Source organism: Pseudomonas sp. MWU347, assembly GCF_017947305.1.
Lineage (GTDB): Bacteria > Pseudomonadota > Gammaproteobacteria > Pseudomonadales > Pseudomonadaceae > Aquipseudomonas > Aquipseudomonas putida_A.
Map to the genome: position 1 here is coordinate 211,725 of NZ_JAFGZB010000004.1, position 12,794 is coordinate 224,518.

At 62.0% G+C, this 12,794-nt stretch carries 13 protein-coding genes; 10 read left to right on the plus strand and 3 right to left on the minus strand.

Annotation, left to right across the window (positions count from 1 at the left end; all coding sequences use genetic code 11):
• Window positions 1-283 precede the first annotated feature (283 nt).
• From KCG87_RS10265 to pcaC, 10 genes are all read left to right on the plus strand, one after another.
• Window positions 284-1,630 (plus strand): MFS transporter, encoded by a 1,347-nt coding sequence (locus KCG87_RS10265; protein WP_098967582.1) that lies wholly within the window; start codon window positions 284-286, stop codon window positions 1,628-1,630.
• A 273-nt stretch (window positions 1,631-1,903) separates the two neighbouring features.
• Complete coding sequence (locus tag KCG87_RS10270) at window positions 1,904-2,761, plus strand: CoA transferase subunit A (RefSeq protein ID WP_003222404.1); 858 nt, start codon at window positions 1,904-1,906, stop codon at window positions 2,759-2,761.
• Window positions 2,761-3,540, plus strand: a complete 780-nt coding sequence (locus tag KCG87_RS10275; RefSeq protein WP_027614392.1) for a CoA-transferase subunit beta — start codon at window positions 2,761-2,763, stop codon at window positions 3,538-3,540. The genes KCG87_RS10270 and KCG87_RS10275 overlap by 1 nt, the downstream gene beginning before the upstream one ends.
• Window positions 3,537-4,742, plus strand: coding sequence for a 3-oxoadipyl-CoA thiolase (pcaF, locus tag KCG87_RS10280; protein WP_177408942.1), 1,206 nt, complete (start codon window positions 3,537-3,539; stop codon window positions 4,740-4,742). The genes KCG87_RS10275 and pcaF overlap by 4 nt, the downstream gene beginning before the upstream one ends.
• 37 nt (window positions 4,743-4,779) lie before the next feature.
• On the plus strand, window positions 4,780-5,484 hold the full coding sequence (gene pcaH / locus KCG87_RS10285) for a protocatechuate 3,4-dioxygenase subunit beta (protein ID WP_027614394.1): 705 nt from the start codon (window positions 4,780-4,782) through the stop codon (window positions 5,482-5,484).
• Window position 5,485: 1 nt separating this feature from the next.
• On the plus strand, window positions 5,486-6,052 hold the full coding sequence (pcaG, locus tag KCG87_RS10290; RefSeq protein WP_003222412.1) for a protocatechuate 3,4-dioxygenase subunit alpha: 567 nt from the start codon (window positions 5,486-5,488) through the stop codon (window positions 6,050-6,052).
• Between the two features lie 269 nt (window positions 6,053-6,321).
• Window positions 6,322-7,617: an MFS family transporter gene (locus tag KCG87_RS10295; protein ID WP_134785599.1), complete on the plus strand. Its 1,296-nt coding sequence runs from the start codon at window positions 6,322-6,324 to the stop codon at window positions 7,615-7,617.
• Between the two features lie 46 nt (window positions 7,618-7,663).
• Complete coding sequence (locus KCG87_RS10300) at window positions 7,664-9,028, plus strand: 3-carboxy-cis,cis-muconate cycloisomerase (protein WP_210557960.1); 1,365 nt, start codon at window positions 7,664-7,666, stop codon at window positions 9,026-9,028.
• A 12-nt stretch (window positions 9,029-9,040) separates the two neighbouring features.
• The gene (gene pcaD, locus KCG87_RS10305; protein WP_210557958.1) at window positions 9,041-9,832 is read left to right on the plus strand and encodes a 3-oxoadipate enol-lactonase; all 792 of its coding nucleotides are present in this window, start codon (window positions 9,041-9,043) and stop codon (window positions 9,830-9,832) included.
• Between the two features lie 10 nt (window positions 9,833-9,842).
• Entirely contained in the window at window positions 9,843-10,235 is a 393-nt protein-coding gene (gene pcaC, locus KCG87_RS10310) for a 4-carboxymuconolactone decarboxylase (protein WP_027614399.1), read from the plus strand.
• Between the two features lie 122 nt (window positions 10,236-10,357).
• Here the strand turns inward: pcaC and KCG87_RS10315 are convergent, their stop codons facing one another.
• From KCG87_RS10315 to KCG87_RS10325, 3 genes are read right to left on the minus strand one after another with little or no spacing between them, the layout of a single operon-like run.
• A complete protein-coding gene (locus KCG87_RS10315) occupies window positions 10,358-11,176 on the minus strand; it encodes a methyltransferase domain-containing protein (protein WP_210557955.1) in 819 nt (272 codons plus the stop codon).
• A 22-nt stretch (window positions 11,177-11,198) separates the two neighbouring features.
• Window positions 11,199-11,555 (minus strand): DUF1641 domain-containing protein, encoded by a 357-nt coding sequence (locus KCG87_RS10320; RefSeq protein ID WP_027614401.1) that lies wholly within the window; start codon window positions 11,553-11,555, stop codon window positions 11,199-11,201.
• 26 nt (window positions 11,556-11,581) lie between these two features.
• Window positions 11,582-12,772 (minus strand): FAD/NAD(P)-binding oxidoreductase, encoded by a 1,191-nt coding sequence (locus KCG87_RS10325; protein WP_210557952.1) that lies wholly within the window; start codon window positions 12,770-12,772, stop codon window positions 11,582-11,584.
• Between the last annotated feature and the right edge of the window lie 22 nt (window positions 12,773-12,794).

A 12,794-nucleotide genomic window follows, 5' to 3' on the forward strand; every position in this document is an offset into this window, starting at 1 on the left:
GATAAACGCACAGTGTTGCGTTTATCGAATTGACGCTAAAAGCCCCGGATCATTAATGTCGCGGCAGCGTCATCCGGCGCAGATTTGAATGAGCCTGCCGGATTGTCGACTCCCATAATAATGACAAGAGGCAACTCACCATGCGCATGCTCCCCGACTGTCTCAGCTCCGTTCCCTGTTGCCGGATTCACCGCAACGCCTGATTTCGATCTTCTATTCTCGTGACCGTGCCGCTCTTCGGCCGGCCGCCGTTCGACTGCGTTTTTTGCGTGGAATAAAAATAATGAACCAGCCTGAGTCCGCTGTAGGTAACTGCCTCGATGTGCAGACCTTCATCAATGCCCAACCGATCTCGCGCTATCAGTGGCGGGTGGTGATCCTGTGTTTCCTGATTGTATTTCTCGATGGTCTCGACACCGCGGCGATGGGTTTTATCGCGCCGGCACTGTCCCAGGACTGGGGCATCGACCGCGCCAGCCTTGGCCCGGTAATGAGCGCCGCGTTGATCGGCATGGTCTTCGGTGCATTGGGTTCCGGCCCGCTGGCTGACCGCTTCGGACGCAAAGTGGTGCTGGTTGGCGCGGTGCTGCTGTTCGGCGCTTTCAGCCTGGCCTCGGCCTACAGCACCAACGTCGAGCAACTGCTGGTGTTGCGCTTCCTCACCGGCCTCGGTCTGGGCGCCGGCATGCCCAACGCCACCACGCTGCTCTCGGAATACACCCCGGAGCGCAAGAAATCCTTGCTGGTGACCAGCATGTTCTGCGGCTTCAACCTCGGCATGGCCGGTGGCGGTTTCATTTCGGCGAAGCTGATCCCTGCGTTCGGCTGGCACAGCCTGCTGCTGATCGGCGGGATCCTGCCGCTGATCCTCGCGGTGGTGCTGCTGTTCTGGCTGCCGGAGTCGGCGCGTTTTCTGGTGGTGCGCAATCGCGGCACCGACAAAGTACGCAAGACCTTGTCGCCAATCGATCCGGTCACCGTCGCGCAGGCCTCGAGTTTCAGCGTGCCGGAACAGAAAACCGTCAAGGCGCGCAATGTGTTCGCGGTGATTTTCTCCGGCACCTACAGCGTCGGCACCTTGCTGCTGTGGCTGACCTACTTCATGGGCCTGGTCATCGTTTATCTGCTGACCAGTTGGCTGCCGACCCTGATGCGTGACAGCGGCGCGAGCATGGAGCAGGCGGCGTTCATTGGCGCGTTGTTCCAGTTTGGCGGGGTGTTGAGTGCGGTCGCTGTGGGTTGGGCGATGGACCGCTTCAATCCGCACAAGGTCATCGGCACGTTCTACCTGCTGGCCGGGGTGTTTGCCTACGCGGTGGGGCAGAGCCTGGGCAACATCACGCTGCTCGCGACCTTGGTGTTGGTGGCGGGTATGTGCGTCAACGGCGCGCAATCGGCGATGCCTTCATTGGCGGCACGGTTTTATCCGACCCAGGGGCGCGCGACCGGGGTCTCGTGGATGCTCGGGATTGGCCGCTTTGGCGCGATTCTCGGGGCGTGGATGGGCGCGACGTTGCTGGGGTTGGGCTGGAATTTCGAGCAGGTGCTGACGGCGCTGGTGATTCCGGCGGCGTTGGCGACGACGGCGGTGGTGATCAAAGGCATGGTCAGTCATGCGGATGCGACTTGAGTCGAGTCATTTTGATTTGCGTTGAATGTTCCGGCGCCTTCGCGAGCAAGCCCGCTCCCACAGGGAAAACACATTTCAAATGTGGGAGCGGGCTTGCTCGCGAAGCTTTTGCTTGTGATTGATAGGGTGATAACAATCCGTTCGATAAACGAACACTCAGTCGATTATCGGATTGTTTGGCGATTTTCAGCGGCTTAATCTTCAGTGACTCCGGCGCTGAACCTCGCGCCTTTTTATCACTGGCGATTCACTACAAAAACGGGAGCCTGCTCCATGGCTGAGATCCTTTCGCTGCACGACGCGGTGAAGCAATTCGTCAACGACGGCGACACCGTCGCGCTCGAAGGCTTCACTCACCTGATCCCTACGGCGGCAGGTCATGAAATCATTCGCCAGGGCAAGAAAGATCTGACCCTGGTGCGGATGACGCCTGACCTGATCTACGACCAACTGATCGGTGCCGGTTGTGCACGCAAGCTGATCTTTTCCTGGGGCGGCAATCCGGGTGTGGGTTCGCTGCACCGTCTGCGCGATGCGGTCGAGAAGCAGTGGCCGCATGCGCTGGAAATCGAAGAGCACAGCCACGCCGACCTGGCCAATGCCTACGTCGCCGGCGCTTCCGGCCTACCGTTCGCCGTGCTGCGGGCCTACGCCGGTTCCGACCTGCCGAAGGTCAACCCGCTGATCAAGTCCGTGACCTGCCCGTTCACCGGTGAAGTGCTGGCGGCCGTGCCGTCGGTGCGTCCGGACGTCACCGTGATCCACGCGCAGAAAGCCGACCGTCAGGGCAACGTGCTGCTGTGGGGCATTCTCGGCGTGCAGAAAGAAGCGGCACTGGCGGCCAAGCGCTGCATCGTCACCGTCGAGGAAATCGTCGACAACCTCAACGCCCCGATGAACGCTTGCGTGTTGCCGACCTGGGCCTTGAGCGCGGTTTGCCACGTACCCGGCGGCGCGCATCCGTCCTACGCCCACGGTTACACCGAGCGTGACAATCGCTTCTATCAGGCGTGGGATCCGATCGCCCGCGACCGTGAGACGTTTACCGCGTGGATCAACGAATACATCCACGGCTGCGCTGACTTCAGCGAGTTTCAGGCCAAGTTGGCCGCTGCTTCGGAGGCCAAGTAATGACTTACACCACCAATGAAATGATGACCGTCGCTGCGGCCCGTCGCCTGAAGAACGGCTCGGTGTGCTTCGTCGGCATCGGCCTGCCGTCGAAAGCCGCCAACCTTGCGCGCCTGACTTCGTCGCCGGACGTGGTGCTGATCTACGAATCGGGTCCGATTGGCGCCAAGCCGAGCGTGCTGCCGCTGTCGATCGGTGATGGTGAACTGGCGGAAACCGCCGACACCGTCGTGCCGACCGGTGAGATTTTTCGCTACTGGCTGCAAGGCGGGCGCATCGACGTCGGTTTTCTCGGCGCGGCGCAGGTCGACCGTTTCGGCAACATCAACACCACTGTGGTCGGCGACTATCACGCGCCGAAAGTGCGCCTGCCGGGTGCCGGTGGCGCGCCGGAAATCGCCGGTTCGGCGAAGAGCGTGTTGATTATCCTCAAGCAGTCGGCGCGTTCGTTCGTCGACAAGCTCGACTTCATTACCTCGGTCGGTCACGGCGAGGGCGGCGATTCGCGCAAGCGTCTGGGCCTGCCGGGTGCCGGCCCGGTCGGGATCATTACCGACCTGTGCATCATGGAACCGGAGCAGGGCACCCACGAATTCGTGGTCACCGCCCTGCACCCAGGGGTGACCCGCGAGCAAGTGGTCGCCGCCACCGGTTGGGCCATTCGTTTTGCCGACAACGTTGAAACCACGGCGGCACCGACCGAAGTCGAACTGACCGCCCTGCGCGATCTCGAAGCGCGCACCGCCGCCGCCCACGGCCAGGCACCGGGAGAAGCATGATGCGTGACGTATATATCTGCGACGCGATTCGTACCCCCATCGGCCGTTTTGGCGGCGGTTTGTCTGCCGTGCGTGCCGATGACCTGGCCGCTGTGCCGATCAAAGCGCTGATGGAACGCAATCCCTCGGTGGACTGGAACGCGATCGACGAAGTGTTCCTCGGCTGCGCCAACCAGGCTGGTGAAGACAACCGCAACGTGGCGCGCATGGCGCTGCTGCTGGCGGGCTTGCCGGACAGCGTGCCGGGCGTGACCCTCAACCGTCTCTGCGCTTCGGGCATGGACGCGATCGGCACTGCTTTCCGTGCGATTGCCAGCGGCGAGATGGAGCTGGCGATTGCCGGCGGCGTCGAGTCGATGTCCCGCGCGCCGTTCGTGATGGGCAAGGCGGACGCAGCGTTCTCGCGCAACATGAAACTGGAAGACACCACCATTGGCTGGCGTTTCATCAACCCGCTGATGAAAGCCCAGTACGGCGTCGATGCGATGCCGCAAACCGCCGACAACGTCGCTGACGACTATAAGGTTTCGCGTGCCGATCAGGACGCTTTCGCCCTGCGCAGTCAGCAACGCACGGCCGCTGCACAAGCGGCGGGCTACTTCGCCGAGGAAATCGTCGAAGTGCGGATCGCCCACAAGAAGGGCGAAACCGTGGTCAGCCAGGACGAGCATCCACGCGCCGACACCACGCTTGAAGCGCTGACCAAACTCAAACCGGTCAACGGCCCGGACAAGACGGTTACCGCTGGCAACGCGTCCGGGGTCAACGACGGTGCTGCTGCGCTGATTCTCGCGTCTGCCGAAGCGGTGAAGAAACACGGCCTGACCGCCCGCGCCAAAGTGCTCGGCATGGCCAGTGCCGGTGTCGCACCTCGGGTGATGGGCATCGGCCCGGTGCCAGCGGTGCGCAAACTGATCGAGCGTCTTGGTGTGGCGGTCAGCGATTTCGATGTGATCGAACTCAACGAAGCCTTCGCCAGCCAGGGCCTGGCAGTGCTGCGTGAATTGGGTCTGGCCGACGATGCGCCGCAGGTCAACCCGAACGGTGGCGCGATTGCCTTGGGCCATCCGCTGGGCATGAGCGGGGCGCGACTGGTGCTGACTGCGTTGCATCAGCTGGAAAAGACCGGCGGCAAGAAAGGTCTGGCGACCATGTGCGTCGGCGTCGGGCAGGGTCTGGCTCTGGCCATCGAACGCGTCTGACGCAGCGCGTCGACTGATAAGAACTGAGGAAAGCGAAATGACTGACAAGCCTGGCTACCGTCGTCCGCAGGAAGGCACCCAGCCTGAGTACCTGCACCCGACGTATCAATCCACCAACCTGCGCTCGCCGTCCAAGCCGTTGGTGTTTCTGCCGCATTCGTTGTCGGAGATCACCGGCCCGACCATCGGTGCCGAACGCGTCGCCGAGAAAGACAACGACCTGACCGCGCAGCACGACGGCGAGCCGTTGGGCGAGCGCATCATCATTCACGGCCGTGTGCTCGACGAAAACGGTCTGCCGGTGCCGGGGATTCTGGTGGAGATCTGGCAGGCCAACGCCGCCGGTCGCTACAACCACAAGCGCGACCTGCACGACGCACCGCTGGACCCGAACTTCACCGGCACCGGCCGCACCGTGACCGACGCCGATGGCTGGTATCAGTTCCAGACCATCAAGCCCGGCGCCTATCCGTGGGGCAACCACCACAACGCGTGGCGCCCGGCGCACATCCATTTCTCGCTGTTCGGGCCGAGCATCCTCACCCGTCTGGTGACGCAGATGTATTTCCCCGGCGACCCGCTGCTGGCCTACGACCCGATCTATAACTGCGTGCCGGACACCTCCGCCAAGGAACGTCTGATCGCCGCTTTCGATCTGGAAAAAACCATTCCGTCCTACGCCCTCGGCTATCGCTGGGACATCGTCTTGCGCGGCCGCGACGCCACGCCGATGGAGAAATAAGATGACGCTGACTGCCACCACGTCCCACACCGTCGGGCCGTACTACCACATCGGCCTGACCTGGCTGAACCGCGAAAACCTCGCGGTCGAACAAACCCTCGGCGAGCGCGTGGCGATCACCGGCCAAGTCGTTGACGGCAACGGCGATGTGGTCAACGACGCGATGCTCGAAGTCTGGCAGGCCAACGCCGCCGGCAAGTACGCGCACCCGGAAGACGAGCAGGACAAACCGCTGGATCCGCACTTCGAAGGTTTTGGCCGGGTGCCGGTGGACGCCGAAGGGCGCTTCCGTTTCACCACGATCAAACCGGGCACGGTCGAAGGCCTGAAGGGCTCGACCCAGGCCCCGCATCTGGTGGTGCTGGTGTTTGCCCGTGGTCTGGTCAAGCACTTGCTGACACGCATCTACTTCGAAGGCGATCCGGCGAACGTCAATGATCCGCTGCTGGAATGTGTGCCGGCGGAGCGCCGCGGGACGTTGCTGGCGAAGCCGGATGCGGCGGGTGTTTATCAGTGGAATGTGATTTTGCAGGGCACCGAGGCGGAGACGGTGTTCTTCGATTATTGATCGCACCTCGTTCCATTGGAGTGAGTTTGTGGTGAGGGGATTTATCCCCGATGGGCTGCGAAGCAGCCCCAAGACCGGAGTTCACGGTGAAACTGACACACCGCGTCTGCCAGATTTGCGAGTGCTGCGCACTCGATCGGGGATGAATCCCCTCGCCACAAGCCCTCTTTCAGAGGAGGGGTTGCGTAATGCCTCGTGGATGTATCTGTGGAACGGGACTGTTGCGAAGTGTGTCTAGACTCTCACCTGTCCCTTCAGAGTAAAAAACAATGACCACTACCACCGCTCATTACACCGGCGAGGAGCGCAGCAAGCGCATCTTCGCCATTGTCGGTGCCTCGTCCGGCAACCTGGTCGAATGGTTCGACTTCTACGTCTACGCCTTCTGCGCGATCTATTTCGCCCCGGCGTTTTTCCCCTCCGACAACCCCACGGTGCAACTGGTCAACACGGCCGGGGTGTTCGCTGCCGGGTTTCTGATGCGCCCGATTGGCGGCTGGATTTTCGGGCGGCTGGCGGACAAGAAGGGCCGCAAGACCTCGATGATGATTTCGGTGCTGATGATGTGCTTCGGCTCCCTGCTCATCGCCTGTCTGCCGACTTACGCCAGCATCGGCGTCTGGGCACCGCTGCTGTTGCTGTTCGCGCGGCTGTTGCAAGGCCTGTCGGTGGGTGGCGAGTACGGCACCACCGCGACCTACATGAGTGAAGTCGCGCTCAAGGGCCAGCGCGGCTTTTTTGCCTCGTTCCAGTACGTGACGCTGATTGGCGGGCAACTGCTGGCGGTGTCGCTGGTGGTGATCCTGCAACAGTTCCTCAGTGAAGATGAACTGCGTGCTTACGGCTGGCGCATTCCGTTTGTGGTCGGTGCGGTGGCGGCGGTGATTTCGCTGTTCCTGCGTCGCTCCCTGAAAGAAACCACCAGCAAGGAAATGCGCGAGAACAAGGACGCCGGCAGCATCCGCGCGCTGTTCCGTGATCACAAAGCCGCGTTCATCACCGTGCTCGGTTACACCGCCGGTGGCTCGCTGATTTTCTACACCTTCACCACGTACATGCAGAAGTACCTGGTGAACACCGCCGGCATGCACGCCAAGACCGCCAGCTACATCATGACCGGCGCGCTGTTCCTGTACATGTGCATGCAGCCGCTGTTCGGCATGCTCGCCGACAAGATCGGCCGACGTAATTCGATGCTCTGGTTCGGCGCGCTCGGCACGCTGTTCACTGTGCCGATCCTGTTGAGCCTGAAAAGCATCAGCAGCCCGATTCTGGCCTTTGCGCTGATCACCGTGGCGCTGGCAATCGTCAGTTTCTACACCTCGATCAGCGGCCTGGTGAAAGCCGAAATGTTCCCGCCGGAAGTCCGCGCCCTCGGCGTCGGTCTGGCCTATGCGGTGGCCAACGCGATCTTCGGCGGTTCGGCGGAATACGTGGCCCTGAGCCTGAAGGCCGGGGGCATGGAAAACGCGTTCTACTGGTACGTCACGGTGATGATGGCGGTGGCGTTCCTGTTCAGCCTGCGCCTGCCGAAACAGGCGGCGTACTTGCACCACGATCTGTAAACCGATGTGCGCGGGCCGCATTGGCCCGCGCCGGCAAGGACTGTTTATGACTCAGCGACCGGGCAATCAATTGTTCGATGCCTACTTCACTGCCCGCGACATGCGCGAGGTGTTCTGCGATCAGGGCCGGGTGCAGGCCATGCTCGATTTCGAAGCGGCGCTGGCCCGTGCCGAGGCGCGGGTCGGGGTGATTCCGGCGTCTGCCGTGGCGCCGATTGCCGCCGCTTGCAATGCCGGTCTGTATGACTTCGCGGCGCTGGGCGAGGCGATTGCCACGGCCGGCAACTCGGCAATTCCACTGGTCAAGGCATTGGGCAAGCAGATCGCCGCGAGCAGTGCCGAGGCCGAGCGCTATGTGCATCTGGGCGCTACCAGTCAGGACGTGATGGATTCCGGGCTGGTCCTGCAATTGCGGCAGGCGCTGGAGCTGATTGAAAGCGATCTGGCAGCGCTGGCCGATTCGCTCGCCACCCAAGCCCAACGGCATGCGGCGACGCCACTGGCCGGGCGCACCTGGCTGCAGCACGCCACGCCCGTCACCCTCGGGATGAAGATTGCCGGTTGGCTCGGCGCGGTGAGCCGCAGCCGTCAGCGTCTGCGCGAACTCAAGCCACGGCTGCTGGTGCTGCAATTCGGCGGCGCTTCCGGCACCCTCGCGGCACTCGGCGAGCAAGCGCTGCCGATCGCTCAGGCGCTGGCCGAAGAGCTGCAACTGACTTTGCCTGAGCAACCGTGGCACACCCAGCGGGATCGCATCGTCGAGTTCGGCGCGGTACTCGGTTTGATCGCCGGCAGCCTCGGCAAGCTCGGGCGCGACGTCAGTCTGTTGATGCAGACCGAAGCGGCGGAAGTGTTCGAGCCGTCGGCACCGGGCAAGGGCGGTTCCTCGACCATGCCGCACAAGCGCAATCCGGTCGGCGCGGCGGTGTTGATCGGCGCGGCGACCCGGGTACCGGGGCTGGTCTCGACGCTGTTCAGCGCCATGCCGCAAGAGCACGAGCGCAGCCTCGGTCTGTGGCATGCCGAATGGGAAACCCTGCCGGAGATCTGCTGCCTGGTGTCCGGTGCGCTGCAACAGGCGCGCCTGCTGGCCGATGGTCTGGAGGTCGATGCCGAACGCATGGCGCGCAATCTGCAATTGACCCAAGGGCTGGTGCTGGCCGAAGCGGTGAGCATCGTCCTCGCGCAACGGGTCGGTCGCGACACCGCGCATCACCTGCTCGAACAATGCTGCAAACGTGCGGTGGCCGAACAGCGCCACCTGCGTGCGGTACTCGGCGACGAGCCGCAAGTGACCGCCGAACTGAGCAGCACCGAACTCGATCATCTGCTCGACCCCGCGCATTACCTCGGCCAGGCGCAAGCCTGGGTCGAGCGCGCAGTGGCCGAACACAACGCATTGTCTGTCTGAAAGGAGAGGGCTGTGGCTTTCGTTCAACTCGCCGATGGCGAACTGCATTACGTTATTGAAGGCCCGGTCGACGCACCGGTGCTGGTGCTGTCCAACTCGCTGGGCACCGACCTGCACATGTGGGACGCGCAGATGCCGGCGTTCACCGAGTATTTCCGGGTGCTGCGTTTCGACACCCGTGGTCACGGCCAGTCGCTGGTGACGCCGGGGCCTTACAGCATCGAGCAACTGGGCCGCGACGTGCTGAGTCTGCTGGATGCGCTGCACATCGAGCGTGCGCATTTCTGCGGATTGTCGATGGGCGGGTTGATCGGCCAGTGGCTGGGGATCAATGCCGGTCATCGTCTGCACAAATTGATCGTGTGCAACACCGCCGCGAAGATCGGCGACCCGTCGGTGTGGAATCCGCGCATCGAAACCGTGTTGCGTGATGGCCCGGCAGCGATGGTCGCATTGCGTGATGCGTCGATTGCCCGTTGGTTCACGCCTGATTTTTCCGCTGCCAATCCGGCCGCGGCGAAGAAAATTACCGACATGCTCGCGGCGACTTCGCCTGAAGGTTATGCGGCCAATTGCGCGGCGGTGCGCGATGCCGATTTCCGTGAGCAACTGGCCTCGATCAACCTGCCGCTTCTGGTGATCGCGGGTACCGAAGATGCGGTGACGCCACCGTCCGGCGGGCATTTCATTCAGGAGCATGTGCGCGGCGCCGAGTACGCCGAGTTCTATGCTGCGCACCTGTCCAACGTGCAGGCCGGTGCCGCTTTCAGTGATCGTGTGTTGGCGTTTCTGAACGCTCAGTGAGGGGAAGTTTGTGGACGAGAAACAACGTTACGACGAAGGCCTGCAAGTACGCCGCGCGGTATTGGGCGATGCCCACGTTGATCGCAGCCTGAATGCGCTGACCGAGTTCAACTCGGAATTCCAGGAGATGATCACCCGCCACGCCTGGGGCGACATCTGGACCCGCCCGGGCCTGCCTCGGCACACGCGCAGCCTGATCACCATCGCCATGCTGATCGGGATGAACCGCGAGGCCGAGCTGAAATTGCATCTGCGTGCGGCGGCCAACAACGGTGTGAGCCGGAGCGAGATCAAGGAAGTGATCATGCAGAGCGCGATTTATTGCGGGATCCCGGCGGCGAATGCGACGTTCCATCTGGCGGAGTCGGTGTGGGATGAGCTGGGAGTCGAATCCCGGGAGTGATGGTGCCTGAACTGACGCCTTCGCGAGCAAGCCCGCTCCCACATTCAGAATGCATTTCCCTGTGGGAGCGGGCTTGCTCGCGAAAGCGGCAGACGCCGTGATGCATCAATCAGCACAGACACTCAGACCTTGGCGACAATGAAAATCCGCTTGAACGGAAACAGCGTCTGCCCGTTTTCCTCCGGCGGGTAATGCTTATGCACCCGCATCAGGTAGTGGTAGATAAACCGCGCCTGTTCCTGTGACGTCAGCGTCTGCATCACCGGCCGCAGCGCCGAGACCTTCACCCAGTCGTACACCGGCGATTTGCCGCCAACCACCTGCAATTGCTCGGTTTCCCAGATCTCCAGCGACGTGGTCAGCGGCGCCAGCACGCGGTAATAGTCCTCCAGTGTCAACAATGACCGCGCAGCCATGCATCGGCGCAGTTGCGGTGTGCCGATGGGGGTGTGTCCCGGTCCCGCGTCGTCGAGGGTGTCGAGCATCAATCGATACCACAAGGCATCGCGCCAGTCCGGCATGTGCACCGCCAGACAGCCGCCCGGGCGCAGATACCCCAGCAGGCGCGGCAGCAGGTGTTGATGATCGCCAATGAAATGCAGCACCGCCGCCGCGAGCAGCAGATCGGCCGGTTGTTCAGGTTGCCAGTCGAGCAGGTCGCACTCTTGCCATTGGGCGTTGATCGGCAGGCACCGGGCCTGATCAAGCATCTGCCGCGAGCTGTCGACACCCAGCAACTGCGCACGCGGCCAGCGCTCGGCCAGCAGTTGAGTGGCGATGCCGGTGCCGCAGCCCAGGTCACAAATTCTTCTGGGGTCGGGCAGATCGATACGGTCGAGCAATTCGTTGACCGGGCGTTGCCTGAGACGGGAAAACTGCTGGTACGCCTTGGCGTCCCAGTGGGTGCTGGCGTTCCCTGCCGTTTCGAGTTTGGCGCTCATGAGGAGGTCCTCTCTGGCGGATTTACAGTTGTCGTCCAATGACGTTGAGGGTTTTCAGGACAACGGCCACGCCTTTGCGTGTGTCCTCTTCATTCAGCAGTTTGAGCAACGCCAGAGTGCCCGGCGCCGCTGACTGTGCCGATACTTCTGCTTTGGCTACGCGCACTGCATTACTGACTGTCCAGGTGGCGGCTGTGCTGCTCTCGAACAATTGCGCGAGTTTTTCCACCATGGCCGCGTCGAGCAGATCGGCGATATCGGAAACCAGGGAAAGCAGGTCGACAATATTCTCCAGGCGTCCGCCATCGATTAACGGTTGCAGTTTTGCCATCAAGGCAGTGAACCCGGGCGTGGCTGACATTTCCTCGGGCATGTTCATGAGCAATCACTCCTCCCTGTGCAGGGTCAAAGCATTCCCCGGGCCACCGCCCAGTAAAGACCGCGATTGAAACCGTTTCTGAGCAGACCGCCCAATTTGGTCGGGGGTGTCGGCAATACATCGTGGGCGTAGTCGTACCACAGTGGCATCCCGGCATTCAGGCCCATTTGGGCTACCGCCTGTACCCGACCGTCGTATACCGAGTTGGGTGCACCAAGACGGATCTGGGCCGTGATGTTGTTGGCGATCACCGGCGCCTGGTTATGACAGGCGCCGCCGGCCTTGCTGACCGGCAGGTCGACGGTGTCGCCGATCACGTAGACATTCTCCAGACCGTAGACCTGCAGCGTTTCGTGATTGGTCGGCAGCCATCCTTCATCATTGGCGGCTTGTGAGATGCCGCACCCACGCACCACCTCGACGGCCTGGATGGGTGGAGTAGCCATCAGAATGTCGAAGGGTTGCGCGTCGCCCTCGGCTGAGTGGGCGACTTTTGCATCGGGATCCACATGGCTCAAGGTGAAGCCACGCTGAAAATGAATGTTTTTCCGGGCAAAAATGCTCGGCAGAATTTCACTCGTGGGACGCTGCAAGAACAGACAATTGCGCAATAGCTGGGCAACCGTCGGGTAGGTGTAGATGATTTCCACTTGCTCGCGAACACCCCGGCGACGCAATAAATCATCCAGCATCAATGTCGTTTCCACGGGCGCGATTCCGCATTGGTGCGGTACGTTCGGTGTCTGCGGGAAGGACACGGTAATGAAAATCCGGCCTTTTTCGATGGTGTTCAGGCGTTGCGCCAGCTGCCGGGCAGGAAGGTATTGATAAAAGTGGTCGCCGGCTTCTTGCAGACCCTCGATGCGTTCCGGCGCCGGCACGCAGCCGGTGGCGATCACCAGAAAATCATAGTCGAAGCGCTTGCCGGTGCGGGTGCGCAATTGCTGCCCGGAAAAGTCGAAACGGGTGACGTCTTCAACGTGGAAACTGATTTCCGGGCGCAACAATGAGCGTTCCGGACGTTTGAGTTCCTCTTCGAAGAACTGACTGAACGCCACGTACATGAACGCAGGTTTGTAGTAATGATCGGGAGAACTGGACAGCAGTGTAATCGAGACGTCGCCGCGTAGAACTTCGGGATACAGCTTGCCGACCAGTTGATTGGCCAGCATGGTTCCACCTACACCGCCACCGACGATAACTATTCGCTTGCTCATACCTGACCTCCGTGGCCAAGGC